The organism is Prosthecomicrobium pneumaticum (genome assembly GCF_014199915.1).
Lineage (GTDB): Bacteria > Pseudomonadota > Alphaproteobacteria > Rhizobiales > Kaistiaceae > Prosthecomicrobium > Prosthecomicrobium pneumaticum.
Window position 1 is genome coordinate 538,187 of record NZ_JACHOO010000001.1, and the last position, 25,745, is coordinate 563,931.

Annotated in this window: 25 protein-coding genes and 1 tRNA gene; 13 read left to right on the forward strand and 13 right to left on the reverse strand. The window is 68.0% G+C overall.

Annotated elements, in window-relative coordinates; genetic code table 11:
* Positions 1-83 precede the first annotated feature (83 nt).
* Positions 84-1,118 carry a sugar ABC transporter substrate-binding protein gene (locus tag GGQ63_RS02440; RefSeq protein WP_183852109.1) on the reverse strand — a complete coding sequence of 345 codons (1,035 nt, stop codon included), beginning with the start codon at positions 1,116-1,118 and terminating at the stop codon, positions 84-86.
* 461 nt (positions 1,119-1,579) lie between these two features.
* On the opposite strand from GGQ63_RS02440, the gene GGQ63_RS02445 reads away from it, so the two are divergent.
* The 3 genes from GGQ63_RS02445 to GGQ63_RS02455 all read left to right on the forward strand — a co-directional run bounded on the left by GGQ63_RS02445 (position 1,580) and on the right by GGQ63_RS02455 (position 5,166).
* Positions 1,580-2,545, forward strand: coding sequence for a sugar-binding protein (locus tag GGQ63_RS02445; RefSeq protein WP_183852111.1), 966 nt, complete (start codon positions 1,580-1,582; stop codon positions 2,543-2,545).
* A gap of 100 nt (positions 2,546-2,645) precedes the next feature.
* The gene (locus GGQ63_RS02450) at positions 2,646-4,172 is read left to right on the forward strand and encodes a sugar ABC transporter ATP-binding protein (RefSeq protein ID WP_183852114.1); all 1,527 of its coding nucleotides are present in this window, start codon (positions 2,646-2,648) and stop codon (positions 4,170-4,172) included.
* Positions 4,165-5,166, forward strand: coding sequence for an ABC transporter permease (locus tag GGQ63_RS02455; protein ID WP_183852116.1), 1,002 nt, complete (start codon positions 4,165-4,167; stop codon positions 5,164-5,166). Before GGQ63_RS02450 ends, GGQ63_RS02455 begins: the two co-directional genes overlap by 8 nt.
* Positions 5,167-5,360: 194 nt before the next feature.
* Here the strand turns inward: GGQ63_RS02455 and GGQ63_RS02460 are convergent, their stop codons facing one another.
* The 5 genes from GGQ63_RS02460 to aspS all read right to left on the reverse strand — a co-directional run bounded on the left by GGQ63_RS02460 (position 5,361) and on the right by aspS (position 9,109).
* Positions 5,361-6,170, reverse strand: a complete 810-nt coding sequence (locus GGQ63_RS02460; protein WP_183852118.1) for a hypothetical protein — start codon at positions 6,168-6,170, stop codon at positions 5,361-5,363.
* A 47-nt stretch (positions 6,171-6,217) separates the two neighbouring features.
* Positions 6,218-6,514 carry a helix-turn-helix domain-containing protein gene (locus tag GGQ63_RS02465; protein ID WP_183852120.1) on the reverse strand — a complete coding sequence of 99 codons (297 nt, stop codon included), beginning with the start codon at positions 6,512-6,514 and terminating at the stop codon, positions 6,218-6,220.
* Entirely contained in the window at positions 6,511-6,858 is a 348-nt protein-coding gene (locus GGQ63_RS02470) for a type II toxin-antitoxin system RelE/ParE family toxin (RefSeq protein ID WP_183852122.1), read from the reverse strand. Before GGQ63_RS02470 ends, GGQ63_RS02465 begins: the two co-directional genes overlap by 4 nt.
* Positions 6,859-7,119: 261 nt before the next feature.
* Positions 7,120-7,196 (reverse strand) — tRNA-Met (locus GGQ63_RS02475).
* Between the two features lie 131 nt (positions 7,197-7,327).
* Positions 7,328-9,109 carry an aspartate--tRNA ligase gene (gene aspS, locus GGQ63_RS02480; protein ID WP_183852124.1) on the reverse strand — a complete coding sequence of 594 codons (1,782 nt, stop codon included), beginning with the start codon at positions 9,107-9,109 and terminating at the stop codon, positions 7,328-7,330.
* Positions 9,110-9,288: 179 nt separating this feature from the next.
* Between aspS and rnd the strand changes: the two genes are divergently transcribed.
* Entirely contained in the window at positions 9,289-10,458 is a 1,170-nt protein-coding gene (gene rnd / locus GGQ63_RS02485; protein ID WP_183852625.1) for a ribonuclease D, read from the forward strand.
* Between the two features lie 13 nt (positions 10,459-10,471).
* Here rnd and ppx read toward each other — a convergent pair whose 3' ends face one another.
* From ppx to GGQ63_RS02505, 4 genes are all read right to left on the reverse strand, one after another.
* Positions 10,472-11,995 (reverse strand): exopolyphosphatase, encoded by a 1,524-nt coding sequence (gene ppx, locus GGQ63_RS02490; protein ID WP_183852126.1) that lies wholly within the window; start codon positions 11,993-11,995, stop codon positions 10,472-10,474.
* Positions 11,996-12,005: 10 nt separating this feature from the next.
* On the reverse strand, positions 12,006-14,201 hold the full coding sequence (locus tag GGQ63_RS02495; protein ID WP_183852129.1) for an RNA degradosome polyphosphate kinase: 2,196 nt from the start codon (positions 14,199-14,201) through the stop codon (positions 12,006-12,008).
* A 69-nt stretch (positions 14,202-14,270) separates the two neighbouring features.
* Positions 14,271-15,005, reverse strand: a complete 735-nt coding sequence (locus tag GGQ63_RS02500; protein WP_183852131.1) for an HdaA/DnaA family protein — start codon at positions 15,003-15,005, stop codon at positions 14,271-14,273.
* Complete coding sequence (locus tag GGQ63_RS02505) at positions 14,992-16,074, reverse strand: AI-2E family transporter (protein ID WP_183852134.1); 1,083 nt, start codon at positions 16,072-16,074, stop codon at positions 14,992-14,994. Before GGQ63_RS02505 ends, GGQ63_RS02500 begins: the two co-directional genes overlap by 14 nt.
* Before the next feature lie 144 nt (positions 16,075-16,218).
* On the opposite strand from GGQ63_RS02505, the gene purM reads away from it, so the two are divergent.
* Both purM and purN read left to right on the forward strand, forming a co-directional pair.
* Positions 16,219-17,298, forward strand: a complete 1,080-nt coding sequence (gene purM / locus GGQ63_RS02510) for a phosphoribosylformylglycinamidine cyclo-ligase (RefSeq protein WP_425502049.1) — start codon at positions 16,219-16,221, stop codon at positions 17,296-17,298.
* Positions 17,295-17,966 (forward strand): phosphoribosylglycinamide formyltransferase, encoded by a 672-nt coding sequence (gene purN, locus GGQ63_RS02515; RefSeq protein WP_183852139.1) that lies wholly within the window; start codon positions 17,295-17,297, stop codon positions 17,964-17,966. Before purM ends, purN begins: the two co-directional genes overlap by 4 nt.
* Positions 17,967-17,970: 4 nt before the next feature.
* Here purN and GGQ63_RS02520 read toward each other — a convergent pair whose 3' ends face one another.
* Both GGQ63_RS02520 and GGQ63_RS02525 read right to left on the reverse strand, forming a co-directional pair.
* On the reverse strand, positions 17,971-18,198 hold the full coding sequence (locus GGQ63_RS02520; RefSeq protein WP_183852627.1) for a DUF378 domain-containing protein: 228 nt from the start codon (positions 18,196-18,198) through the stop codon (positions 17,971-17,973).
* 85 nt (positions 18,199-18,283) lie between these two features.
* Positions 18,284-20,374, reverse strand: coding sequence for a molybdopterin-containing oxidoreductase family protein (locus GGQ63_RS02525; protein ID WP_183852141.1), 2,091 nt, complete (start codon positions 20,372-20,374; stop codon positions 18,284-18,286).
* A gap of 105 nt (positions 20,375-20,479) precedes the next feature.
* Here GGQ63_RS02525 and GGQ63_RS02530 point away from each other — a divergent pair, with 105 nt between their 5' ends.
* From GGQ63_RS02530 to GGQ63_RS02550, 5 genes are all read left to right on the forward strand, one after another.
* Positions 20,480-21,346: a 23S rRNA (adenine(2030)-N(6))-methyltransferase RlmJ gene (locus tag GGQ63_RS02530; protein ID WP_183852143.1), complete on the forward strand. Its 867-nt coding sequence runs from the start codon at positions 20,480-20,482 to the stop codon at positions 21,344-21,346.
* Between the two features lie 85 nt (positions 21,347-21,431).
* Positions 21,432-21,836 carry a cytoplasmic protein gene (locus GGQ63_RS02535; protein ID WP_183852144.1) on the forward strand — a complete coding sequence of 135 codons (405 nt, stop codon included), beginning with the start codon at positions 21,432-21,434 and terminating at the stop codon, positions 21,834-21,836.
* Positions 21,837-21,842: 6 nt separating this feature from the next.
* Entirely contained in the window at positions 21,843-22,514 is a 672-nt protein-coding gene (locus GGQ63_RS02540) for a ribonuclease T2 family protein (protein WP_183852146.1), read from the forward strand.
* Positions 22,515-22,531: 17 nt separating this feature from the next.
* The gene (locus GGQ63_RS02545) at positions 22,532-23,134 is read left to right on the forward strand and encodes a glutathione S-transferase family protein (RefSeq protein ID WP_183852148.1); all 603 of its coding nucleotides are present in this window, start codon (positions 22,532-22,534) and stop codon (positions 23,132-23,134) included.
* A gap of 9 nt (positions 23,135-23,143) precedes the next feature.
* On the forward strand, positions 23,144-23,977 hold the full coding sequence (locus GGQ63_RS02550) for an inositol monophosphatase family protein (protein WP_183852150.1): 834 nt from the start codon (positions 23,144-23,146) through the stop codon (positions 23,975-23,977).
* Positions 23,978-24,064: 87 nt separating this feature from the next.
* Here GGQ63_RS02550 and GGQ63_RS02555 read toward each other — a convergent pair whose 3' ends face one another.
* Positions 24,065-24,712: an outer membrane protein gene (locus GGQ63_RS02555; protein ID WP_183852152.1), complete on the reverse strand. Its 648-nt coding sequence runs from the start codon at positions 24,710-24,712 to the stop codon at positions 24,065-24,067.
* A gap of 332 nt (positions 24,713-25,044) precedes the next feature.
* Between GGQ63_RS02555 and GGQ63_RS02560 the strand changes: the two genes are divergently transcribed.
* Positions 25,045-25,287, forward strand: a complete 243-nt coding sequence (locus GGQ63_RS02560; protein ID WP_183852154.1) for a type II toxin-antitoxin system Phd/YefM family antitoxin — start codon at positions 25,045-25,047, stop codon at positions 25,285-25,287.
* A 5-nt stretch (positions 25,288-25,292) separates the two neighbouring features.
* On the forward strand, positions 25,293-25,742 hold the full coding sequence (locus GGQ63_RS02565) for a PIN domain-containing protein (RefSeq protein ID WP_183852156.1): 450 nt from the start codon (positions 25,293-25,295) through the stop codon (positions 25,740-25,742).
* Positions 25,743-25,745 lie beyond the last annotated feature (3 nt).

Sequence of the window (25,745 nt, forward strand, 5' to 3'; positions counted from 1 at the left end):
CGCCGACGACCGTCCCGGGGAGCGGATGGGCCGCACCCCCGGAACGGACGCCGCGCAGGACGCGCGGGGCGTGATGCGCCGGATCAGATGAGGAAGTGATCCTGCATCCACTGCATGCCGGCAGCATTGTCCTTCGTCACGACCGGCCCGTCGGTGACGACGTTCTTCGGAATGCCGGCGCCGCTCTTCTCGCCCGACACCACCGCGGCCACGCCGGCGACGATGGCGCCGCCGTGGATGCGGGAGGACGGGTTGCGGACGGTCGCGAACATCCGGCCGTCGGCGACCGCCGCGATCGCCGGGGGCATGGCGTCGACGCCGCCGATCAGGATGTCGGTGCGGCCGCGCGACTTCATGACGTTGTAGGCGGCGAGCGCCATGTCGTCATTGTGGAAGAAGGCCGCATCGATCTGCGGATATTTGGTCAGATAGGTGTCCCACAGGCGCGAGGCCTTGGTGACGTCCCAGTCCGCCGGCTGGTCGTCGAGCACTTCCATGCCCGGATTGGCGTCGATCACCGACTTGAAGCCGCGCGCACGGCCCTGGGCGCCGGTATGGCCGAGCGCACCCTGCGTCATGATGATCTTGCCCTTGCCGCCGAGCTTGGCGACGAGCGCCTGGGTCACCGCGGCGCCCATGAACTCGTTGTCGGGGGCGAGGAAGGAGTGCACGTTGATCTTGTCGAGCGGCGCGATCAGCGTGTCCATGTCGATCACCGGAATGCCGGCGTCGATCATCTTCTGCACCGGCTGGATCAGCGTGCCGATGCCGAAGGCCTGGATCGCCACGAAGTCCCAGGACTGCGAGGCCATGTTGTCGATCGCGGCGCGCTGCTTGACCGCGTCGAGCTGACCGTCGAACCAGGTCACCTCGACGTTGAACAGCTTGCCCCAATACTCGGCCGCCTGCTTGCCCTGGGCGCACCAGGTCGCCTGCAGGCCGGCATTCGAGAACGCCGCCTTGAGCGGCTTCTCGGAGCGGCCGGCAGCGGCCATCTCCTGGGCCAGCGCAGGGCTGACGCCGAAGCCGCCGAGCATGGCCGCCGCGCCGCCGGCCGCAGACAGGCTGGCGACGCGCAGAAAGTCGCGGCGGGACCGCGACTGCATGTCTTCCGTCATGATTTCCTCCCTCACGGCCCGTCGGAACGCGAGCCTTGACCGGACTATGACAGCGCTGTCAAATTAGTCAAGGCGAGGTGGACAGGGAGGATTGCCCATCGATTGGCGCTTGACGGCGCTATTCATCACACCATAGCGTAGGAGCCGTCGCGTGTGAGTGTTCGGAGGGGGAGCATGGCGTCGGATCGCGGCAGGGTGGAAACTTAGCACGATCATACGCTTGCGAATGTATGGCCGCATTATACTCGTTTCCGCGAGTATTTGCTTCGTACTTTCTTTCGACATATCGGGTTGCCGGAACGGCAGATCGGCTGTCCGGGACTCGAGGACGACGCGCCGTCGGCGTCCGAACACGGATCGACAGTCATTTGCATTCGGACCCGCCGGCATCGGGGAGATGTCTCCGCCGGGCCCGATGGAATGATCTCATCAACGAGAACAACTTTGGCGAGGAACCCCACATGAAGAGCTTCACCAGGCGCAGCCTGATCATCGCGTCGTCGGCGATCGCCATGGCGCTGACCGCGGCCCATCCGTCCTTCGCACAGGACAAGAAGACGCTCGCCTTCGTGGTGAACGTCCCGGCCGATTTCTGGACGATCGCCCGCCGCGGCACCGAGAAGGCCCAGGCCGAGCTGCCGAACTACAACATCGAGTTCTACATCCCCGGCGAAATGTCGGCCGCGGCGCAGAAGAAGATCCTCGAGGATCTGCTCGCCAAGGGCGTCGCGGGCGTCGCGATCAGCCCGGTCAACCCGGACGATTCGACCGCCATCCTCAACGAGGTCGCCTCGAAGGCGGTTCTCATCACCCACGACGCCGACGCGCCGAAGTCCAACCGTCTGATGTATATCGGCACGGACAACGTCGCCGCCGGCCGTCAGGCGGGCGAGCTGATGAAGAAGGCGCTGCCGAATGGCGGCAAGGCCATGCTCTTCGTCGGCACGATGGATGCGGCGAACGCCCGCGAGCGCACGCAGGGCATCCGCGAGGCGATCGAAGGCACCAAGATCGAGATCATCGACATCCGCACCGACGGCGGCGATCAGGCGAAGGCGAAGGCGAACGTCGAGGACACGCTGACCAAATATCCGGACATCGACCTCCTCGTCGGCCTCTGGGCCTACAACACGCCGCAGATCTACAATGCCGTGAAGGCGCTCGGTAAGGCCGGCTCGGTCAAGATCGTCGGCTTCGACGAGGACCAGCAGACCCTGAAGGGCATCGCCGACGGCACGATCGACGGCACCGTCGTGCAGCAGCCCTACGAGTTCGGCTATCAGTCGATGATCAAGATGGCGAAGCTGATCGAGGGCGACAAGTCCGTCATCCCCGAGAACAAGCTCGACATCGTCTCGACCCAGATCGTCGACGCCTCGAACGTCGAGGACTTCGCGAAGAAGATCAAGGAACTGCTCGCGAAGTGAGCCGCCGAAGCGGCGCGGGGTCCTCGGGCTCCCGCCGCCCAGAGCAGTCCGAGACGAAGCCGGAGCGCCCCTCGCGCTCCGGCGATTTTCCGCGGGCGAGATGACCGATACCCTCCTCGAACTGAAGAAGATCTCCAAGACCTATCCCGGCGTCACCGCGCTCGACGGCGTCGACCTTTCGGTCGGCCGCGGCGAGGTGATCGGGCTGATCGGAGAGAACGGCGCCGGCAAATCGACGCTGATGAAGGTTCTCGGCGGCGTCGTCGCCCCGAGCGCCGGCACGATCGTCATCGACGGCGTCGAGCACGGCGAGCTGACCGTCAAGAGCTCGACCAAGGCGGGTATCGCCTTCGTCCATCAGGAGCTCAACCTCTTCGAGAATCTCGACGTCGCGAGCAATGTGTTCATCGGGCGCGAGCCCCGCTTCGGCGGGTTCATGAACCTGATCGACCAGGCGACGCTGCGGGCGCGGGTCAAACCCCTGCTCGACCGGCTGGGCGTCGATTTCGGGCCGAACGACCTCGTCGAGGACCTGTCGATCGCGCAGCGCCAGATGGTCGAGATCGCCAAGGCCCTCTCGATCGACGCGCGCGTCATCATCATGGACGAGCCGACCTCGAGCCTCACCATCACCGAGACCGAGCGGCTGCTCGCCGTGATCGCCGAGCTGCGGCGCTCCGGCGTCAGCGTCATCTACATCTCGCACCGCCTGTCCGAGGTGATCGCCTGCGCCGACCGCGTCGTGGTGCTGCGCGACGGCAAGCGGGTCGGCGAACTCGCCAAGGGCGCGATCACCCATGACGCGATGATCCGGCTGATGATCGGCCGCGATCTGAAGGCGCTCTACATCCCGCCGCAGGCGCCGCCGCAACAGGGCGGCCTGCGCGTCGAGGACCTCGTCACCACCGCCTTCCCCGACCGCAAGGTGTCGTTCGAGATCCGCCGCGGCGAGATCGTCGGCCTCGCCGGGCTGGTCGGCTGCGGCCGCACCTCGGTGGCGCAGGCCGTGTTCGGCGTCGACCCGCCGATCGCCGGCCGCGTCCTGATCGACGGCCGTTCGATCCGCACCGGCAGCGTCGGCGCGGCGATCGACGAGGGCATCTATCTGGCGCCGGAGGACCGCAAGAAGTCCGGCCTCGTGCTCGACCTGCCGATCGTCGAGAACATCACCCTCGCCAATCTCGTCCACTATGCGCGCGGCGGCCTCGTCAATGCGGGCGCCGAGAAGGTGGCGGCCGAGGAGCAGCGGCGGAAGCTCTCGATCAAGGCGCCCTCGGTCGACACCATCGCGGTGACGCTGTCGGGCGGCAACCAGCAGAAGATCGTGCTCGGCAAATGGATGTCGATGCGGCCGAACATCGTCATCTTCGACGAGCCGACCCGCGGCATCGACGTCGGCGCGAAGAGCGAGATCTACGCCCTGATGCGCAAGCTCGCCGATGCCGGCGTCGCGATCCTGATGATCTCGAGCGACATGGAAGAGGTGCTCGGCGTCAGCGACCGCATCATCGTCATGCACGAGGGCGCGGTGTCGGGCCTGCTCGAGCGCGCCCAATTCTCCGAACACAACGTGCTGACCCTCGCCGTCGGCGGCACGATCCCTGAGAAAGCCCACGCCCATGCTTAAAAAGGAACTCGGCCTCTTCGTGCTGATCATCGTGATCGGCACGATCACGGCGGCGATCAACCCGCAGTTCATCTCGATCATCAACCTCTCGAACCTCGCCAACCAGATCGGCCTGTTCGGCCTGTTCGCGCTCGGCCTCGGCTTCGTGATCATCACCGGCGGCATCGAGCTGTCGGTCGGCTCGATGCTGGCGCTGCTCGGCATCATCTTCCTCGACATGCTCGTCAATCACGAGTGGTCCTGGCCGATCGCGCTGATCGTCACCGTCGCCGGCGGCACGGCGCTCGGCACGATCCACGGCCTGCTCGTCACGCAGCTGCGGCTGCAGCCCTTCGTGGTGACGCTCTGCGGCCTGCTGATCTATCGCGGCGTGGCGCGCTACTACACGGCCGATTCGACCATGGGCTTCGGCTATGGCAGCGGCTACGAGACGCTCGAATGGCTCGTCTCGGGCCGCACCGGCATCGTGCCGAACACCTTCATCTTCTTCGTCGCGGTGTCGATCGTGATGGCGATCATCCTGCACAAATCGGTGTTCGGCCGTTACCTCTATGCGGTCGGCAAGAACGAGGAGGCGGCGCGCTATTCGGGCATCCCGACCAAGCTCGTCATCACCGCGGCCTATTCGATCGCCGGCTTCCTGACCGGCCTGTCGGCGATCTATTTCGTGTTCTACACCCAGTCGGTCTCGCCCTCGGCGCACGGCAATTTCTACGAGCTCTACGCGATCGCCGCGGCGGTGCTCGGCGGCTGTTCGCTGCGCGGCGGCGAAGGCTCGATCGTCGGCATCTTCCTCGGCACGGTGCTGCTGCAGGTGCTGCAGAACCTCGTCAACATGCTCGGCATTCCGAGCTCGCTCAACTTCGCCGTGATGGGCGCGGTGATCCTGTTCGGCGTGATCGCCGACCGCGAGTTCCAGCGCCGCCGCATGCGCAAGATCATGATCGCCACCCGCACCCCGACGAAGCCCGCGCAGGCGGTCCCCGCCGGGTAGGCGGCCCATCGGGGGTCAGGAGAGCAAGCCGGCGGGCGGCCGATCGCCCGCCGGCTTTTTTGTGTGGCGATGCTTCAGTGACGCAACCCGAGGCGATGGCCGAGCCCGTTGTGCGACCTTGGGAAAGCTCCCGAACCCCTCTCTTCACGCCGCGCGCGAAAGACGCCGGCGGCTTCGACAACCGCACCCGAAGGTTAGTCTTCGTCGGTTGCCTTAGCGCCTTGTCCCATTGTCACGAAGACCGGGAGTCTGACCTTGCTTGGGGAGGGCGCGTCCAGAACCTCTATATCGGTTCTCTCGCCGCCTTCGAGGTCCCGGCCGAGGACCTGTTCGAGGAGGGCCTTGATCAGTCCGTAGAGGACGAGGTGAATGTGCTTGTTCGCATTCCGGACGTCATCGAAAACGCGCTGGGACCCGTCAGTGACCAGCTCCTCATAAGTGGCCTCCGCCTTTGCGCCTGCCTCCCGCGCGATCATGGCGAACAGACTTCTGAACACGACCGCCGAGCCCACAAAGTAGAGAGAATTGGCGGGATGATCTGCGAGATAGACGTGGTTCTCGCCATCGCCAAGGTTGCCAATCGCCTGCTGGAGATCGAGGCCCCCATAGTGAAAGGCGGTGGTATCCCGGACCAGCTTGATCGGGCTGCGCCGGTGATTTTTCTCACCGAAGTAGGATCGCAGCCAGGCTAGGCTGTCGGAGTGTTCCGCGGAAAGACCGGCAACGATCGCCTCGGGCGGCTTTCGCGAAACGATGCGATCCTTCACAATCAGCCAGGTCTCGAACAACTTGCCGGCGAGGATCTGGAGGAGGAGCCACATCTGGACGTCATCAGCGTGATTGTAATGCGCTCCCTTACCAGTCTCGTTCTTGCTGAAGAGAAGAAGCCGATTGACAACGCTCAGTTCGTTGTGAGCATGCATGCACCCGATCAGCTGGTTGCGCGAGCACGCATCGAGCTTGGCGAGCAGAGCAGGATCGATGGTGAGATCGACGATCTTCATGAGAGTTACTCGAGAGCCGGATTGCTCACCCGCGAGCGTAATCGCTCTTAGACGAGTTCGACCCGCAGGGTGCGCCCTACGGCCGCCGCGGCGCGCCGCAGAGTCATCAGGGTGACGGAGGAATAACCGGGGTCGAGCAACCGGTCGAGCTGGCGCCGGCTGGTCTTCATCCGCGCCGCCATGTCGGTCTTTGAGAGCCCTTCCGTCTGCATCGCCGCCTTGATCTGGTCGGCGATGACTTGCTTCAGAGCAGCCTCCTCAGTCTCGGCGAGGATGCCCTCGGAGGCGAGGAATTCGTCGAAGGTCTCGCTGCGGTCGACACGGCCTTTCTTGTGTTCCATCATTCCACCTCTCGTTTACGCCTGAGCGCGATGTCGATCTCCCGGTCCGGCGTCTTCTGCGTCTTCTTCTCGAAGGCATGCAGGAGCACCATCTCCCCGTCCTTGATAAAGAAGATCACACGGGCGATGCGGCCACTGGTGAGGTCGCTCCGCACTTCCCACAGCTCGTGCCCCAAGGGACGGCAATAGGGCATGCCCAGCGGCCAGCCGAACTCGACCTTCTGAATGTCTCGCCCGACCAGGCGACGGTCATCGTCGGAGAGGTCGACTATCCACTCCCTTACGGGACGTCGCCCGCTCGGCGCTTCGTAGAACCGCGCGGCTAATTTTTTCAGACGCTCGATCATGGAGGAGGCATCCGTGCCAAAATTGGCACGCCTCGTCAAGGCAAAAAGCCCGCCGCGAGCGGGTACTAAGCGAACCCGATCCTATGCCATCCATGCGCCGTCCACGGTACATGGAACGTTTCGGAACCCTCGGGAACGGCTGACAGATTCCGCTAAGACACCGATCTAGATACGGACTCTATGAAGCACGATGGGAGCCGGGGGCAAGACATGAAAAAGCCCGCCAAACCGAAGCCTAGGCTCTAGTTTGGCGGGCTATTTTGGTTGCGGGAAGAGGATTTGAACCTCTGACCTTCAGGTTATGAGCCTGACGAGCTACCGGGCTGCTCCATCCCGCGTCAAGCGCGTCGGCCGTGGCCGTCGCGCAGTCGTCATATAGACGCCCACCCTCCGGATGAGAAGCCCTGCGGGCGATTATTTTCAGTCATCCACAGGCTTCGTCATGCGGAAGGCCGCCGTCCCGCCCCCGCTATTGCGGCGGGTTGAGGCGGATGTGCAGCTCGCGGAGCTGCTTCGGCGTCGGGTCGGAGGGCGCGCCCATCAGGAGGTCCTGTGCCTGCTGGTTCATCGGGAACAGCGTGATCTCGCGCAGGTTCTCGGCGCCGCACAGCAGCATGACGACGCGGTCGATGCCGGCCGCCATGCCGCCATGCGGCGGCGCGCCATACTGGAAGGCGCGATACATGCCGCCGAAGCGCTCCTCGACATCGGCCTGCGACAGGCCGACCAGCTCGAAGGCCTTCACCATCGTCTCCGGCTTCTGGTTACGGATCGAACCCGAGGCGATCTCGTAGCCGTTGCAGACGGCGTCGTACTGGAAGGCCTTGATGGTGAGCGGGTCCTCGTTCTCGAGCGCCTCGAGGCCGCCCTGCGGCATCGAGAAGGGGTTGTGCGCGAAGTCGAGCTTCTTCTCCTCCTCGCTCCACTCATAGAAGGGGAAGTCGACGATCCAGCAGAGCGCGAAGCGGTCCTTGTCGACGAGGCCGAGCTCGGAGCCGACGCGGTTCCGCGCCTCGCCGGCGAATCTGTAGAACTTCGCCGGATCGCCGGCGACGAAGAAGACGGCGTCGCCCTCGGCGAGGCCGAGCTGGGTGCGGATCGCCTCGGTGCGGTCCTCGCCGATGTTCTTGGCGAGCGGGCCGGCGCCTTCGAGCGCGCCGTTCTCGGCGCGCCAGAAGATATAGCCGAGGCCCGGCTGGCCCTGGCTCTGCGCCCAGGCGTTCATCCGGTCGCAGAAGGCGCGGGAACCGCCCGTCTTCGCCGGGATCGCCCAGATCTCGGCCTTCGGATCGGCTTCGATCATCCGGGCGAACACCTTGAAGCCCGAACCGGCGAAATGCCCGGTGACGGCCTGCATCTCGATCGGGTTGCGGAGGTCCGGCTTGTCCGAGCCGTAGGTGCGGATCGCCGTGTCGTAGGGGATGCGCGGGAAGCGCTGCGTCACCGGCTTGCCGTCGGCGAACTCCTCGAACACGCCGCGGATCACCGGCTCCATCGTGTCCCAGACGTCCTCCTGGGTGACGAAGCTCATTTCGAGGTCGAGCTGGTAGAACTCGCCGGGCAGACGGTCGGCGCGCGGGTCCTCGTCGCGGAAGCAGGGCGCGATCTGGAAATAGCGGTCGAAGCCGGCGACCATCAGCAACTGCTTGAACTGCTGCGGCGCCTGCGGCAGGGCGTAGAACTTGCCGGGATGGATGCGCGAGGGAACGAGGAAGTCGCGCGCGCCCTCGGGCGAGGAGGCGGTGAGGATCGGCGTCGTGTATTCGGAGAAGCCGATCTCGGTCATACGCCGCCGCATCGAGGCGATGATCCGCGTCCGCTTGACGATGTTGGCGTGCAGCGTCTCGCGGCGCAGGTCGAGGAAGCGGTATTTGAGGCGGGTGTCCTCGGGATAGTCCGGCTCGCCGAAAACCGGCAGCGGCAGTTCCTTCGCCGCGCCGAGCACCTCGATCTCCTGCGCGAACACCTCCACGCCACCGGTCGGGATGTTGGCGTTCACCGTCTCGGGCGTCCGCTTCTTCACCACGCCGTCGATCCGCACGCACCATTCGGCGCGCAGCGTCTCGGCCGTCTTGAAGGCCGGAGAATCCGGATCGGCGACGATCTGGGTCAGGCCGTAATGGTCGCGCAGGTCGATGAACAGGAGGCCGCCGTGATCGCGCACGCGATTGACCCACCCCGACAGACGAACGGTCTCGCCGGCATGGGTGTCACGGAGTTCGCCGCAGGTGTGGGAGCGATAGCGGTGCATGGCCGGTTCCGGGAACGAATGTTGCTCGATGTCGATTTTCGCGTGCGACAACGCCGTACACGATGGACACGCGGTCGGAAAGCGCATGGGCCGGACACCTTGTCAAGAACGGCCCGGATGGTCGCCTTCGCGCGCGACAAGCCTGCTCGTCCTGCGCTAGAACGGGTGCCATGACGCATATCATTACGACCACCGAAGACCTTGCCGCCGCCTGCGATCGCCTCGCCCGCTTCGACTGGATCACCATCGATACGGAGTTCATGCGCGAGACCACCTATTGGCCGAAGCTCTGCGTGATCCAGCTCGCCAGTCCGGACGAGGCGGTGGTGGTCGACGCCGAGGCGCCGGGTCTCGATCTCGCACCCTTCTTCGCGCTGATGGCGAACGAGCGGGTTCTGAAGGTCTTTCACGCCGCGCGGCAGGACATCGAGATCATCTGGCATCTCGGCGGCACGATCCCGCATCCGGTCTTCGACAGCCAGGTCGCGGCGATGGTGTGCGGCTTCGGCGAGTCGATCAGCTATGACCAGTTGGTCTCGCGCATCACCGGTCACGGCATCGACAAATCCTCCCGCTTCACCGATTGGAGCCGGCGCCCCCTCACCCCGCAGCAGGTCGAATACGCCGTCGCCGACGTGACGCATCTGCGCGACGTCTACCGTTTCCTGCAGGAGCACATCGACAGGAAGGGCCGCGGCGACTGGGTCGCCGAGGAGATGACGGTGCTGACCTCGGTCTCGACCTACAAGGTCGAGCCGGAGGATGCCTGGAAGCGGCTGAAGATGCGGATCCGCAAGCCCATCCAGCTCGCCGTGCTCGCCGAGATCGCCGCCTGGCGCGAGCGCGAGGCGCAGGAGCGCGACGTGCCGCGCGGCCGCGTCGTCAAGGACGAGGCGCTCTACGAGATCGCCGAGCAGCAGCCGGCCTCCGCCGAGGCGCTCGCCCGGCTGCGCACCATCCCGAAGGGCTTCGAGCGCTCGCGGGCCGGAGAGGAGCTCGTCGCGGCCGTCAAGCGCGCCCTCGCCATTCCGAAGGACCAGTTGCCGAAGCTCCCGAAGCACAAGCCGATGGCCGAGAATACCGGCGCCGCGGTCGACCTGCTCAAGGTGCTGCTCAAGATGGCGAGCGAGGAGCACGGCGTCGCGCCGCGGCTGATCGCGACCATCGACGACCTCGAGGCGATCGCCGCCGACGACCGCGCCGATGTGCCGGCGCTCTGCGGCTGGCGGCGCGAGCTGTTCGGGGCGCTCGCGCTCCGCCTCAAGCACGGCGAGGTCGCGCTGCGGCTCGAGGGCCGCCGGGTTGCGCTGGTCGAGTCGGCTCCGGCCGAGACCGCGGCCGTCGCCTGAGGCGGGCCGCGCGCTACTCGATCACCACCACCGGCTCCAGGCCGCCGAGCTTTGCGAAGGCGCCGAGCCGGCGCATCAGCCGCGTGCCGCCGAGATCGGCGAGATCGGCCGGCAGCACGAGCCGCATCGCGCGCTCGCGCGTCTCGATCCGGGTACGCGGCAGCACGCCGGGCATCGCGCCCGTGATCAGATAGGCGACGCGGAGCGCCGCGCCGAGCGCCCTCGCCCGCTCCATCAGCCGCGTCGTGGCGAGCTCGCGGATGCGCGAGGAGAGATTCTCCTCGCCGATGCCCTCGTGCCGGTAATAGTTCGACAGCGCGAGATAGGCGCGGCTCGGATGGTCGATTCCGATGAAGGCGCCGTGCGCGATCAGATTGAGGCTCTGCTCGCCGCGATAGTCGGGATGGCCGCGCCAGCCGATATCGGCGAGCAGGCAGGCGGCGATCCGCAGCCGCTGCTCCTCGGGCGTCTCCTCGAGCCCGAGCGCGGCGATCGCCTGGCCGGTCCAGGGCCCCAGTTCGCGGACGTGGCGCGGCGAGCGGGAGCGCAGCGTCGCGAGCTCCTCGGCCGCGGCGATCAGGGGGTCCTGGCGGCGCGTCTCCCTGTCGAGCAGGTCGTAGAGCAGCCCCTCGCGGACGCCGAGCGCCGAGACGACGATCGCGGAGGGCCGCGCGATGCGGATCAGCTCGCCGAGCACGATCGCGCCATAGGGCAGCAGTGTCCGGCGGTTGCGCGACACCGCCTCGATCGAATCGAGCGAGTCCGCGTCGCGCCGGGCGACCATGCGGCAGAACTCGAGCGCCTCATCGGCCGGGATGGCGTATTCGTGCATGATGTGCAGCGGATAGGCCTTCTGCCGCATGTGCAGCCGGGCGAGCGAACGCCATGTACCGCCGATCGCATAGAAGGGCCGGCCGGCGCCGCGGCGCAGCACCGCCGAGGCGGCGAGCACATCGGCGGCGATCTTCTCGGCCTTCTTGACGCTCTTCTCCGCCGTCTCCTCGAGTCGCAGGCCGCCGAGGGGGAAGGTCTCGCCGATACCGATCTTCTGGCCCTTGACGTCGACCACTTCGAGGCTGCCGCCGCCGAGATCGCCGGCGATGCCGTTCGGCAGATGGATGCCCGACATGACGCCGAGCGCCGACAGCCGCGCCTCTTCCGGACCGCTGAGCAGTCGCGTCTCGACCCCGGTCAGCGCCTCGACGGCGGCGAGGAAATCCGCCCCGTTCGTGGCCTCGCGCGCCGCCGCCGTGGCGAGCACGTGCACCGCCGTCACCCGCGCCTGCCGGCACAGCGCCATGAAGCGGCGGATCGAGGCGAGCGAGGTGGCGATCGCCTCGTCGCTCAGCCGCCCGGTCGAGCCGACGCCGCGGCCGAGGCCGGCGAGCTCCTTTTCGTTGAAGAGCGGCATGGGCGAGCGGCTGTTGCGCTCATAGATGACGAGACGGACCGAGTTCGATCCGATGTCGATGATCGCGACCGGCCCCGAGCCGTTCAGCCGGCCCGGGGCGTAGTCTTCGGCCTCGGATGGGTTCACGCGCTGCGGCTCACCGCTTCGGGGAGCGGCTGCCGATCGACCGCGGGGAGTTCTTCTTGAGGGATTTGCCACGCCCTGAAAGGCTCGGATTGGTCATGAAATATTGATGGGCGTTGAACGGTTCGACGCCCTTGGCCGGAACGATCCTGCGCGACGTACCGTCGGGCAGGACCTCCCAGCTCTGCTGGTTGTCCATCAGGTTCGCGACCATGATCTGGTCGAGCACCTGCTCGTGGACCGTCGGATTGAGCATCGGAACGAGTGCTTCCACCCGGCGGTCGAGATTGCGCGGCATCATGTCCGCCGAGCCGATATAGACGATGGCCTGCGGCGAAGGAAGGCCATGGCCGTTGCCGAAGCAGAAGATGCGGGCGTGTTCGAGGAACCGGCCGACGATCGACTTGACCTTGATGTTCTCCGACAGCCCGGGAACGCCCGGCCGCAGGCAGCATATGCCGCGCGCCACGACATTGACCATCACGCCCGCGCGGCTCGCGTCATAGAGCGCGTCGATGATCTGGGCGTCGACGAGGGCGTTGCACTTGATCCAGATCGAACCCGGCTTGCCGGCCTTCACGTGGTCGATCTCGGCATAGATGAGATCGAGGATGCGCTTGCGCATGAAATGCGGCGAGGTGGCGAGCTTTTCGAGATCGGTCGGCTCGGAATAGCCGGTGATGTAGTTGAACACCCGCGCCACGTCGCGGGCGATCGCCGGGTCGGCCGAGAAGAAGGAGAGGTCGGTATAGATCCGCGCGGTGATCGGGTGGTAATTGCCCGTGCCGATATGGACATAGGTGGTCAGCCCGCCATTCTCGCGGCGGACGACGAGCGACAGCTTGGCGTGCGTCTTCAGCTCGATGAAGCCGTAGACGACCTGGACGCCGGCACGTTCCAGATTGCGCGCCCATTTGATGTTCGCTTCCTCGTCGAAGCGCGCCTTCAGTTCGACGAGCGCCGTCACCGACTTGCCGGCCTCCGCCGCCTCGGCGAGGGCGTGCACGATCGGGCTGTCCTTCGAGGTGCGGTAGAGCGTCTGCTTGATCGCGACCACATCGGGGTCGAGCGCCGCCTGCCGCAGATACTGCACCACCACGTCGAAGGACTCATACGGGTGGTGGACGAGCAGGTCCTTCTGGCGGATCGCCGCGAAGCAGTCGCCGCCATTCTCGCGGATGCGCTCGGGGAAGCGTGCGGAATAGGGCTGGAATTTCAGCGCCGGCCGGTCGAGCCCGACGAGCTGGTTCAGATCGTTGAGCGCGAGCATGCCGTCGACGAGGAAGGTCTCCTCCGGCAGCACGCCGAGTGCGGCGGCGACGAAGGCGCGCAGCGGCTCGGGCGTCGCGCTCTCGATCTCGAGCCGGATCACCGAGCCGCGGCGGCGGCGCTTCAGGGCCGTCTCGAAGAACTGGACGAGGTCCTCCGCCTCTTCCTCGACCTCGATGTCCGAGTCGCGGATGATCCGGAACGAGCCCTGCGCCTCGACCGAATAGCCGGGGAAGAGATGGCCGGTAAAGAGCGAGACGGCCTGTTCGAGGCCGATGAAGCGGGCGGCGCTCGTCTCGTCCGCCGGCAGGCGGATGAAGCGGTCGAGCGTCATCGGCACGCGCAGAAGCGCCGTCATGGCCGCGCCCGTGCTCTTGCGCACCAGCGACAGGGCGAGGCTGAAGCCGAGATTGGGAATGAAGGGGAAGGGATGCGCCGGATCGATTGCGAGCGGCGTCAGGACGGGAAAGATCGAATCGAGGAAATAGGCCTCGAGCCAGGCGAACTCCGCCTTGGTCAGACGACCGCCGTCGACGATGACGATGTCGTTCGCGCCGAGTTCCTCGCGCAGCTCCACCCAGCGCAGCTGCTGCTCGCTCGCCAGCCGCGACACCGCCTCGCCGATCCGGACGAGCTGCTCGGTGGCGGACAGCCCGTCGTCGCTGTGCATGCTGACGCCCTGCCGCTGCTGTCCCCGCAGGCCGGCGACGCGGACCATGAAGAACTCGTCGAGATTGTTCGCCGAGATCGACAGGAAGCGCAGCCGCTCGAGCAGCGGATGGTTCGGATTGCCCGACTCCTCCAGCACGCGGCGATTGAAGTCGAGCCAGGAGATCTCCCGGTTGATGAACCGGCTCGGGGAGTGGCGCAGATCCTCCTCACCCCTGTTCACGCTCTCGACGGCGATCACCGCCGCACTGTCCGGGTTCTTCTGGTCCATGGCCCTGCTTCGCTTCGTTCCGCGCGCCAGATTAGCCATGGATTGTGACAATCTCTCTCATTTCACGCACTATTCTTTGTGATCCGGCATCGGATCGTCGGGCACGGACGTGTCGTCCCGCAGCGCCTCGGCGGCGAGCGCGCGACTGACCGGCCGATGGGCGGCGAGCGCGGTCCGGTCGAGCCGCTCGACGAGCGCCACGGCCGCACCGAGCGACCGCTCCATACGCCGGGTGAGGAAGTCGACCACGGCCGGGTCGACGGTGAGCTGGCGGTCGGCGAAGAGCTTGGTCAGCACCCGTTCGAGGAGCGCGTCGTCCGGCTCGGCCAGCGCGACGGGCTGCGCGGCGCGCAGGCGGGACAGAAGGTCGGCCAGGCCGATGCCGAGCACCGCAGGCATCACCCGGCTCGTCATCAGCACGGCCGCGTTCGCTTCGCGCGCGATATTGAGGAGGTGAAAGAGCGCCGTCTCGTCGCGCCCCGGCGCGTGGAGATCCTCGATGAGCACCGCCCCGGCGGCGACGAGCCGTTCGAGATCGGCGGTGCCGAGCCGGTCGGCGCGACACTCCGCGGCATGGCTCGCCGTCGCCCAGGCACGGCCGAGATGGCTCTTGCCGGAGCCCGGCGGCCCGACGAGCAGCACCGTGCGGCTCGGCCAGTCAGGCCAGGCGTCGACGAGCGCCGCGGCCTCGCCATTCGCCGCGCCGACGATGAAATCGGCGCGCGTCATCGCCGGCTCGTGCGGCAGATCGAGCGGCAGTTGCGAAGGCTCCGGAACCAGGGAGGCCGTCTCAGATGTCGTCATCGGGCTCGTCGTGGACGCCGCGATAGATCGCGCTCGTCAGATATTTGGTCATGCCGAACCGCATCACGACGCCGATGGCCGCCGCCGCCGGCACGGCGATCAGCAGGCCGACGAAGCCGAACAGCACGCCGAAAGCGAACAGGGCGAACATCAGCCAGACCGGATGCAGCCCGACGCTCGCCCCGACGAGCTTGGGCTGCAGGATGTTGCCCTCGATGAACTGGCCGAGCGCAAAGATGATCACCGTCGCGACGATCCAGATCCAGTCCGGCCAGAACTGGACGAGCGCGACGCCGACCGAGACGACGAAGCCGATCGTCGAGCCGACATAGGGGATGAAGGAAAGCACACCGGCGCCGAAGCCGATCAGGAAGCCGAAATTGAGTCCGATCGCGCCGAGCAGCAGCGCATAGAAGAGGCCGAGCACGACGCAGACGAGCCCCTGCCCCCGCACGAAGCCGGCGACCGCGGCGTCGATATCGCGAGCGATCGCACGGATGTCCTCGACATGGTTGCGCGGCAGCCAGGAATCGACCCGCGCCACCATCCGGTCCCAGTCGAGCAGCATGTAGAAGGCGACGACGGGCGTGATGACGAAGAGCGACAGGATGCTCAGAAGCGTCTGGCCGCCGCTCCAGATCGATTGCAGGAGGCTCGTCAGCCAGCTCGCGCCCTCGCTCATCAGCTGGCCCATCGAGCCGCGCAGCGCCTCGGTATCGATCTCGAGGAATTTCATCACCCGGCTGCCGAGCATCGTCGTCGCGAGGAACTGCAGCCGCTCGACATAGCCGGGCAGCCGCTCGATGAAGCCGGCGAGCTGGTTGGCGAGCACCGGCACGACGAGGATCAGTGCGAGCACGAAGATCAGCACGAACAGGACGAGGATGGTGAGCGAGGCCATCAGCCGGCTCATGCCGCGCCGCTCGAACCAGTCGGCGATCGGATCGAGCCCGTAGGCGACGGCCATGCCGGCGACGAAGGGCAGCAGAATGCTGCTGAACAAGAGCAGGAAGACGAGGAACACCACGAGCGCGGCGAGCCAGAAGCCGATCTGACGCTGGAGAGTCACGTCCGCCGCCTTCCCTTGGCCACTCGTATCATTCGACGAGATAGGACCGCCGCCGCGCTGCCGTCAAGAAAACGGCAGCGGCGCTTTCGTTCCGGCGACTTGCAATCCCCAATGTTTGCCGTTAGCGAGCGGCGAAACGCGAGGATCCCGATGAGCGAGCACGCGGCGGCGAAGAACGGCCTCTCCTATGCCGATGCGGGCGTCGACATCGACGCCGGCAACCGGCTGGTCGAGATGATCAAGCCGCTGGTGCGGGCGACCCGCCGGCCGGGCGCCGACGCCGAGATCGGCGGCTTCGGCGGCGTGTTCGATCTCGCCCGGCTCGGCTATCGCGATCCGCTCCTCGTCGCCGCCAATGACGGCGTCGGCACCAAGCTGCGGGTGGCGATCGAGACGGGGCTCCATGCGACCGTCGGCATCGATCTCGTCGCGATGTGCGTCAACGATCTCGTCGTGCAGGGCGCCGAGCCGCTCTTCTTCCTCGACTATTTCGCGACCGGCAAGCTCGCGCCCGAAGAGGCGGCGACGGTGATCGGCGGCATCGCGGAAGGCTGCCGGCAGGCCGGCGCGGCGCTGATCGGCGGCGAGACCGCCGAGATGCCGGGCATGTATGCCGAGGGCGATTACGATCTCGCCGGCTTCGCGGTCGGGATCGTCGAGCGCACCCGGCTGCTGCCGCGCGGCGACGTGGCGGAGGGCGACGTCCTTCTCGGCCTCGCCTCCTCGGGCGTCCATTCGAACGGCTTCTCGCTCGTCCGCCGCATCGTCGCGGCGAGCGGGCTCGCTTACGAGGACGCCGCCCCCTTCGCGCCGGAGACGCCGCTCGGCGCCGCGCTGCTCGCCCCGACGCGCATCTATGTGAAGCCGCTCCTCGCCGCGCTCGCCGGCTCGGATGGCATCAAGGCGATGGCGCACATCACCGGCGGCGGCTTCGTCGACAACATCCCGCGCGTCCTTCCCGACGCCGTCGCGGCCACCGTCGATCTCGACCGGATCGCGGTCCCGCCGGTGTTCGGCTGGCTCGCCCGCGCGGGCGGCGTCGCCGAGCGCGAGATGCTGCGGACCTTCAACTGCGGCATCGGCATGGTGCTCGTCGTCGATCCCGCCGGCGAGGCCGCCGTGACCGAGGCGCTCGTCGGGGCCGGCGAGACGGTGACGCCGCTCGGCCGCATCGTGCCGCGGACCGGCGAGCCGGTCGTCTTCACCGGGGCGCTCGCGCTGTGAGCGCCAAGCTCAGGGTCGCCGTCCTGATCTCCGGCCGCGGTTCGAACATGGCCGCGCTGATCGAGGCGGCGGCCGATCCCGATTATCCGGCCGAGATCGGCCTCGTCCTGTCGAACCGGCCGGACGCCGCCGGCCTCGCCCGGGCGGCGGAAGCCGGCCTCGCCACCGCGGTGGTCGATCATCGCGCCTATGCCGACCGCGCGGCCTTCGAGGCGGCGCTCGACGCCCGCCTCGTGGAAGCCGGCATCGAATTCGTCTGCCTCGCCGGCTTCATGCGGCTGCTGACCGACGGCTTCGTCGAACGCTGGCGCGACCGGATGATCAACATCCACCCCTCGCTGCTGCCGTCCTTCCCGGGCCTCCACACCCATGAGCGGGCGATCGCGGCCGGCGTCAAGCTGCACGGCTGCACGGTGCATTTCGTCCGCACCGAGATGGATTCCGGCCCGATCATCGCGCAGGCGGCGGTGCCCGTCGCGCCCGGCGATACACCCGACACGCTCGGCGCCCGGGTGCTGAAGGCCGAGCACGGCCTCTACCCGCTCGCCCTCGCCCTCGTCGCCGGCGGTCTGGTCGAAGTCCGTGGCGACGTCACAACGGTGATCGAGGGCCTGCCGGTCGCGACCGAGGAGATCCTCGTCGCGCCGACGATCGACCTGCGCGGCTGACGGGTCAGAGGCCGCGTTCGGCCCGGCTTTCGCCGCGCTGCAGCGCGCGGGAGAGCGGCACGATCTGCCAGAGCGCCGAAAGCCCGACCAGGATGTAGACCACCCGGGAGAGCGCGCTCGTCTGTCCGCCGAAGATCGCCGCGACGAGATCGAACTGGAAGAGGCCGACGAGGCCCCAGTTGAGTCCGCCGACGATCAGGAGGACGAGCGTGATGATGTTGAGCGCGTGCATGAGCATCCGGTTCCGGTTGGCGATGGCCCCGAACCGGCGGATGCCGCGCTTGTTCCACAGCCGGCCCGGCGAAGACCGCCGGTCCTCACGCCTTTTCGAGCCACACCTTGTTGTCGTGGAAGGCGGCGCCGCCGAAGGGGGCGGCCGGATCGGCGCCGGTCAGCACGTTGATGCCCTCGCCGTCGACGAAGGCGTCGTTCGCCCACAGGCCTTCGGCGACGAGCACGCCGCGTCTGAGCCCGTCGAAGAGCCGGGCGTGCAGACGGACCGTGCCGCGTCGATTGCCGATCCGCACCAGATCGCCCGCCGCGACGCCCGCCGTGGCGGCGTCCTCCGGATGGATCATCACCTCGGGCCGGCCGCCCTCCTTGGCGCGCGAGGACGGCGTCTCGTTGAAGCTCGAATTCAGGAAGGAGCGCGCCGGCGAGGTGGCGAGCCGGAACGGATGCGCCGCATCGGCCGCCTCGATGACCGACCACTGATCGGGAAACTCGGGCATGTCCGGCCACGGGCCCATCGGCCCGTTATTGCCGACCGGCACGCGCGGCCAGTCGGGCGCGAAGCGGTATTTGCCGTCGGGCCAGGCGAAGCCGGAGAGGAAATGCGCCGTCTCGAATTCCGGCTGCAGGTCGACCCAGCGTCCAGCCTCGACGGACGCGAAGCTGCCATAGCCGGCGCGGGCGAACATCCAGTCGATGTGCTCGCGCTCGGTCATCGCGAAGCCCGGATGCTCGAAGCCGAGCCGCTGTGCGAGGCCGGCATGGACCTGATGGTTGGTGCGGCATTCGCCCGGCGGGTCGACGAGCTTCGGCCCGACCATCAGATATTGGTGGCCGCCGCCCTTGTAGACGTCGTCGTGCTCGAGGAACATCGTGGCGGGGAGCACGATATCGGCGAGCCGGGCGGTGTCGGTCATCACCTGCTCGTGCACGGTGAGGAAGAGGTCCGGCCTGAGGAAGCCCTCGCGCACCCGCCGCTGGTCGGGCGCCACCGAGGCCGGATTGGTGTTCTGGATCAGCATCGCCGTGACCGGCGGGCCGCCGAACAGCGCCTCGCGGTCGCCCGCGAGGATCGCGCCGATCCGCGACTGGTCGAGCTGGCGGATCGACGGGTCGCGCAGGCTGTGACCCTCGATCATCGCCTTGTCGAGCCGGAAGATGCCACTGTTGCTGTGGAAGGCACCGCCGCCCTCATACTGCCAGGCGCCGGTGACGGCCGGGATCGAGGCGGCCGCATGCATCGCCACCGCGCCGTTCCGCTGGCGCGAGAAGCCGTAGCCGAGCCGGAAGAAGCTGCGTTTGGTGCGGCCGATCAGGCCCGCGAAAGCCTCGATCTCGGCCGCGGACAGGCCGGTGATCGCCGCCGCCCATTCGGGTGTGCGGCTCTTCAGATGCGCTTCGAGATCGGCCGGCCGGTCGGTGTAGCGGTCGAGATAGGCGCGGTCGGCATGACCGTCGCGGAAGAGCACGTGCATGATCGCGCAGGCGAGCGCGGCGTCGGTGCCGGGCTTCAGGCAGAGCGCGATGTCGGCCTGTTCCATCGTCGCGGTGCGATAGACGTCGACGACCGCGATCTTGGCGCCGCGCTCCTTCCGCGCCCGCACCGCGTGCGTCATCACGTTCACCTGCGTCGCCACCGCATTGGTGCCCCAGATGACGACGAGGTCGGATTTCGCCATCTCGCGCGGGTCGGCGCCGGCGAGCCGGCCGGTGCCGGCGATCCAGCCGGTCCAGGCCATGTTGGTGCAGATCGTGTCGTAGAAGCCGGAGTAGCGGCCGGCATGGCGCAGCCGGTTGATGCCGTCGCGCTGCACGAGGCCCATCGTGCCGGCGTAGTAGTAGGGCCAGACCGCCTCCGAGCCGTGCCGCGCCGTCTCGCGGACGAAGGCCTCGGCGATCGCGTCGAGCGCATCGTCCCACGAGATCGGCTCCCATTCGCCGGAGCCCTTCTCGCCCTTCCGCCGCAGCGGATGCAGCAGCCGGTTCGGATTGTGCACCCGCTCGGCATAACGCGCGACCTTGGCGCAGATCACGCCCGCCGTGTAATCGTTCTCCCTCGCGCCGCGCACCCGGCCGATCGTCCGCCCGTCGAGGATCTCGATATCGAGCGCGCAGGTGGACGGGCAGTCGTGCGGACAGGCGGAATGTCCGATGCGCGGGGAGACGGGAGCGTTCATGGCGGGCCTCGTGGTGCCGGTCCGTTATCGCGCCGGGCCGGCGCGGCGTAAAGCGCCGCCATTGCGGGCTTGCCAGCGGCGCGCCGCGGTGGCACCGCCTTCGTCATGAACTATCGTCACGCCTATCACGCCGGCAATTTCGCCGATGTCATGAAGCACGCCGTGCTCGCCCGCATCGTCGAGCACCTGAAGGCGAAGGAGAAGCCGTTCCGGGTGATCGACACCCATGCCGGCGTCGGCCTCTACGATCTTTCCGCCGGCGAGGCGCTGAAGACCGGCGAGTGGCGGGACGGGATCGGCCGGCTGCTCGACGCCCGGGGCCGCGCGAAGCCCCTGCCCGCCCCGCTCGCTGCGCTGCTCTCGCCCTATCTCGAGGCGGTCGCGGCGGCGAATGGCGGCGGCCGGCTCGCCGCCTATCCGGGCTCGCCCTCGATCGTGCGCCATCTGCTGCGCCGTACCGACCGGCTGACGGCGGTCGAACTGCACCCGCAGGACCATGCGGCGCTCGCCGCGCTCTTCGCCGGCGATATCCAGACCAAGGCGATCGCGCTCGACGGCTGGCTGGCGCTCGGCTCCTTCGTGCCGCCGAAGGAGCGGCGCGGCCTCGTCCTCGTCGACCCGCCCTTCGAGGAGCGCGACGAGTTCGAGCGGCTGGCCGACGGCTTCCTCGGCGCCTACAGAAAATGGCCGACCGGCCTCTATGCGCTCTGGTATCCGATCAAGAACACGGCGGCCGTCGCCGCCTTCCGCCGCCGGCTGCGCGATTCGGGCGTCCAGAAGCTCCTCGCCGCCGAGCTCTGGGTGCGCGACCGCACGACGCCGGACCGCTTCAACGGCTCGGGCCTCGTGCTCTGCAATCCGCCCTATCAGCTCGAGGCCGAGCTGCGCGCCCTCCTCCCCGGCCTCCTCCCCCTCCTCGCCGACGCGCCGGGCGCCGGCTGGGCGGTCGACTGGCTGCGCGGCGAATCCTGACCGCGACCGGCCGGCGGGCGGCTTGACCGCGGCGAGGCGCCGCAGCATCGTCGGCGCCGCCCGGGGGCCTTCGTGGAGAACAGCGATGAAGCGCGTGCTGACGGCTCTCTTCCTCTCCCTTGGTACACTCGGCGCCGCCGAGGCGGCTCCCTTCGATCGAGGCGTCCCGTTCTGCGACGCGCCGGGCGTGCTGTCGCGGGTCGCCGATCGCTTCGCCTATGCGAGCAACGGCGCCTACGGCACCTTCGTCGCGATCGAGGGGATCGAGCGGGTCCGCGAATCGGCGTTCCGCCCGGGCTATCCCGGCCTGATCGAGCGGCGCTACTGCCGCGCCGACGCCTTCCTCTCGGACGGCAGCCGGTCGGCCGTCTACTATCTGATCGAAGCGGAACAGGGCTTCGCCTCGATCGGCGCCAATGTCGAGTTCTGCCTGCCGGGCCATGACCGCTGGAGGGTCCATGACGCCTGGTGCCGGACCGTCCGGCCCTGATCGGCGATGGCCGGCCGTCTCCTCCGCGTCGCGCTCGCCGCCGCGACCCTCTTCGCCGCGGCGCTGCTCGTCCCGCCGGCGGGCGGCGCGCGCGCGGACACGGCCGGCCTGTTCGATTTCTACGTCCTGTCGCTGTCCTGGTCGCCGAGCTATTGCGCCTCCCGCCGCGACGGCGACCCGCTGCAATGTGGTGCCGGCCGCCCCTTCGCGTTCATCGTGCACGGCCTCTGGCCGCAATATGAGCGCGGCTATCCGCAATCCTGCGCCACCGGGGGGCGGGCCGCGCCTTCGCGCCGCGAGATCGACGGCATGCTCGACATCATGCCGAGCCGCGCCCTCGTCCGCCATCAATGGCGCAAGCACGGCAGCTGCTCCGGCCTCGATCCGGCCGGCTATTTCGCTCTGACGCGCAAGGCGCGCGAGCGGATCGCCATTCCCGACGGCTTCGAGCGGCTCGACGAAGACCGGTCGGTCGCGCCGGTCGCGGTCGAGGCGGCCTTCGTCGCCGCCAATCCGGGACTTCCCGCCGAGGCGATCGCCGTCACGTGCAGCGACCGGCGCCTCGCCGAGGTGCGCGTCTGCCTCACCCGCGATCTCGCCGCCTTCCGCCCCTGCCCCGAGGTCGACCGGCGCGCCTGCCGCGCCGCCTCGGTCGCCATGCCCCCTGTTCGCCGCTAACCTCCGAAAGCCCCGCAATGCTCGTCCTGCACAGTTCCCCGGCCTCGCCCTTCGGCCGGAAGGTGAAGATCGCCGCCGCCTTTCTCGGCCTCTCCGACCGAATTGAAGTCGTCACCGCCGACACCGGCAACCCGGCCGATCCGATCCGCCAGGTGAACCCGCTCGGCAAGATCCCGGCGCTGGTTCTGGAAGATGGTTCCGTGCTTTTCGATTCCCGCGTGATCGTCGAATGGCTCGACCACGAGGCCGGCGGCGGCCGGATCGTCCCGGCCGAGCCGGCCGCCCGCTTCGCCGCCCTGCGGCTGCAGGCGCTCGCCGACGGCATGACCGACGCGGCGCTGCTGCAGGTCTATGAGGGCCGCTGGCGCGAGGCGGACCAGCGCAGCGACGCCTGGCTCGGCCATCAGCGCGGCAAGGTCGAGCGGGCGCTCGCCGCGCTCGAGGCGAGCCCGCCCGGCGGGGCCGTGACGGTCGGCACCATCGCGCTCGCCTGCGGACTCGGCTATCTCGATCTCCGCTTCGAAGGGCGCTGGCGGGCGGATCATCCCCGTCTGGTCGCCTGGCTCGACCGCTTCGCAGACGCCGTGCCGGCCTTCGCCACCACGCGGCCGCAGACCTGAGGAATGCCGATGACCTTCACCAACGCCCAGGCGCACACGCTCCTCGATCTGATGCGGGAAGCCGCCCGCACCGAAATCATGCCGCGCTTCCGCAAGCTCGGCCCCGGCATGGTGCGCGCCAAAACCTCGGCCGAGGACCTCGTGACGGATGCCGACGAGGCAGCCGAGCGGCGCATCACGGCCGGCCTCGAACGCGCCTTCCCGGGCGTGCTCGTCATCGGCGAGGAGGCGGTCGCCGCCGACCCGGCCCTCCTCGACAGGCTCGACGGCGCCGATCTCGCGATCGCGCTCGATCCGGTCGACGGCACCAAGAATTTCGCGGCCGGCCTGCCGCTCTTCGGCGTGATGGCGGCGGTGATCGCCCGCGGCGAGATCGTCGCCGGCCTCATCTACGATCCGGTCGGCGACGACACCGCGATCGCGCTGCGCGGCGAAGGCGCCTGGATGGAGGCGGCCGACGGCACCACCTCCGACCTCAAGGTCGCGGCGCCGGCGCCGGTCGACCAGATGTCCGGCATGATCTCGTGGAGCTATCTCGACGAGCCGGTGCGCTCGACCGTCACGGGCAATTTCTGGCGGCTCGGCTCGGGCGCGGCGCTCCGCAACGCGGCGCACGAATACCGCCTCGCCGCCGCGGGCCACTGCCATTTCGTCATGTATGCGAAACTCGCCGTCTGGGACCACGCGCCCGGCTGGCTGATCCATCGCGAGGCCGGCGGCTATTCGGCGCGCTTCGACGGCTCCGCCTACTCGCCGCTCCACCGCGACGGCGGCCTTCTCTGCGCGCCGGACGAGACGAGCTGGCACGCGGTGCGCGACGCGCTCTTCGCCCCGCGCCGCTGAGCCGGTCGAGAAAAAGCGAGGCCGCCGGGGATCGCTCCGCCGGCGGCCGCGCGAGGCCCGGTCCCTCCAGGACCAGGACCGGGTCGATCAGAACTTCAGGCCGATGCCGGCGCGGATCGAATGGGTGCTGTAGTCCACATCGGTCGCCGTCGTCAGGTCGTAGGTCTCTTTGCCGTAGTCCTGGTACTGGTACTCGATCTTGGCGATCACGTTGTTGGTGATCGCCGCCTCGGCGCCGGCGCCGACGACCCAGCCGACATGCGTGTTGCTGTCGGAGGCGCCGAGATCGTCCTCGACCTTGGCGTGCGACACCGCGAGACCGCCGGTGCCGTAGAACATATAGCGGTCGACCGCATAGCCGGCGCGGGCGCGCAGCGTCGAGTTGAAGTCCTCTTCCGCCTTGCCGTCCGAGGGATCGCCCTCGACGCCCGACCACAGGATGTCGCCCTCGACGCCGAGCACGACCTGATTGCCGAGGTCCATGTTGTAGCCGCCATAGACGCCGGCCTGGAAGCCGTCGACGTCGACGTCACCGGGCGTGGCATCGGCGTCGACCGTGCCGGAGCCATAGCCGATCACCGCGCCCATATAGGGGCCGGTCCAGCTGAAGCCGGCAGCCGGGGCATAGGCGTTGCTGGCGGCCGGCGGCGCCTCATAGGTGAGGTCGGCGGCGAAGGCCGGCGCGGCGAAGGCGAGCGCCGCGGAGGACAGAAGAAGGGCGCGGAAGGCGTTCATGGCGTGCTCCTGGATACGCGGAACGGAACTGTCTGGAAGACGGAACCAGCCGTCTTTCGATGATCCGGATTTCATCCCCCCATTGCGGCGGAAGAAGACAGGAATCGTGGCGAGGGCGTGGAGGGATCGACTGTTGCGCCGAAGTCGCGCCCGTCGCACAACGGCTTGGTGCCGCTACGCTTTTTCACGGGTCCGATGATCCGCCCGCGATCGCCCGCCGAACATTCGCCAAAGGCCTTAGCGCCGGTTTACCATGATGGATGCCCGAGCGCCGATCTTTCCGGCGCGATGGCCGCGAACTACATTCGAAGGGGGCCATGGGGACGAGGCGGATGAAGACGCTGAAACTGCGGGACGCGGAGACGCGCCTCTCCGACGTGATCGACGACGCGCTGGCCGGAGAACCCTCGCTGATCACCCGGGACGGCAGGCCGGAGGCCGTCGTCGTATCGGTGGAGGTCTGGGAGCAGCTCAACCGAGCCGCCACCTTCGGCGCGCTGCTCGGTTCCTTCCCCGACGGCACCGGTGAATTCGTGATACGCGACGACCGGCCTGCGCGCTCGACAGAGCTCTAGCGCCCGTGTTTCTCGTCGATACGGACGTGCTGTCGGCATCTTCTCCGATCCAGGGCGACCCGACCCGGATCGCCCGGCTCTGGCTCGTTCAAAACGCACCACGGATCTACCTCTCGGCCGTCACGGTGATGGAACTGGACAGCGGGATCGCCAAGGCCCGGCGGCTCGGCCAGGGCCGCAAGGCCGGCGAGCTTGCGGCCTGGACCGAGCGGCTCTTGGCCCTCCACGCGGATCGGATTCTGCCCGTATCGCTCGATGTCGCCCGGCTCGCCGGCGCCCTCATCGACGCGGCGCGCGCTGCCGGCCATTCCCCGGGGCTGGCCGATGTTCTGATCGCCGCCACGGGCGAAGCTCACGGCCTCAGGATCGCGACGCGGAACACGCGCCACTTCGAGCCGCTCGGCCTCGGACACCGTCTGATCAATCCCTTCGAGGCCGCACGCGATGAGGAATGACGA

What these genes read in the sequence shown, in the direction of transcription:
- GGQ63_RS02500 (WP_183852131.1), bottom strand. Translation starts at nt 15,005, where the DNA reads ATGACGACATCTGAGACGGCCTCCCTGGTTCCGGAGCCTTCGCAACTG.
- GGQ63_RS02460 (WP_183852118.1), bottom strand. Translation starts at nt 6,170, where the DNA reads ATGAAGATCGTCGATCTCACCATCGATCCTGCTCTGCTCGCCAAGCTC.
- GGQ63_RS02560 (WP_183852154.1), top strand. Translation starts at nt 25,045, where the DNA reads ATGAAGACGCTGAAACTGCGGGACGCGGAGACGCGCCTCTCCGACGTG.
- aspS (WP_183852124.1), bottom strand. Translation starts at nt 9,109, where the DNA reads ATGCACCGCTATCGCTCCCACACCTGCGGCGAACTCCGTGACACCCAT.
- GGQ63_RS02470 (WP_183852122.1), bottom strand. Translation starts at nt 6,858, where the DNA reads ATGATCGAGCGTCTGAAAAAATTAGCCGCGCGGTTCTACGAAGCGCCG.
- GGQ63_RS02545 (WP_183852148.1), top strand. Translation starts at nt 22,532, where the DNA reads ATGCTCGTCCTGCACAGTTCCCCGGCCTCGCCCTTCGGCCGGAAGGTG.
- GGQ63_RS02455 (WP_183852116.1), top strand. Translation starts at nt 4,165, where the DNA reads ATGCTTAAAAAGGAACTCGGCCTCTTCGTGCTGATCATCGTGATCGGC.
- GGQ63_RS02450 (WP_183852114.1), top strand. Translation starts at nt 2,646, where the DNA reads ATGACCGATACCCTCCTCGAACTGAAGAAGATCTCCAAGACCTATCCC.
- GGQ63_RS02535 (WP_183852144.1), top strand. Translation starts at nt 21,432, where the DNA reads ATGAAGCGCGTGCTGACGGCTCTCTTCCTCTCCCTTGGTACACTCGGC.
- GGQ63_RS02525 (WP_183852141.1), bottom strand. Translation starts at nt 20,374, where the DNA reads ATGAACGCTCCCGTCTCCCCGCGCATCGGACATTCCGCCTGTCCGCAC.
- GGQ63_RS02445 (WP_183852111.1), top strand. Translation starts at nt 1,580, where the DNA reads ATGAAGAGCTTCACCAGGCGCAGCCTGATCATCGCGTCGTCGGCGATC.
- GGQ63_RS02495 (WP_183852129.1), bottom strand. Translation starts at nt 14,201, where the DNA reads ATGGACCAGAAGAACCCGGACAGTGCGGCGGTGATCGCCGTCGAGAGC.
- GGQ63_RS02530 (WP_183852143.1), top strand. Translation starts at nt 20,480, where the DNA reads ATGAACTATCGTCACGCCTATCACGCCGGCAATTTCGCCGATGTCATG.
- GGQ63_RS02520 (WP_183852627.1), bottom strand. Translation starts at nt 18,198, where the DNA reads ATGCACGCGCTCAACATCATCACGCTCGTCCTCCTGATCGTCGGCGGA.
- GGQ63_RS02555 (WP_183852152.1), bottom strand. Translation starts at nt 24,712, where the DNA reads ATGAACGCCTTCCGCGCCCTTCTTCTGTCCTCCGCGGCGCTCGCCTTC.
- GGQ63_RS02440 (WP_183852109.1), bottom strand. Translation starts at nt 1,118, where the DNA reads ATGACGGAAGACATGCAGTCGCGGTCCCGCCGCGACTTTCTGCGCGTC.
- GGQ63_RS02465 (WP_183852120.1), bottom strand. Translation starts at nt 6,514, where the DNA reads ATGATGGAACACAAGAAAGGCCGTGTCGACCGCAGCGAGACCTTCGAC.
- GGQ63_RS02550 (WP_183852150.1), top strand. Translation starts at nt 23,144, where the DNA reads ATGACCTTCACCAACGCCCAGGCGCACACGCTCCTCGATCTGATGCGG.
- GGQ63_RS02540 (WP_183852146.1), top strand. Translation starts at nt 21,843, where the DNA reads ATGGCCGGCCGTCTCCTCCGCGTCGCGCTCGCCGCCGCGACCCTCTTC.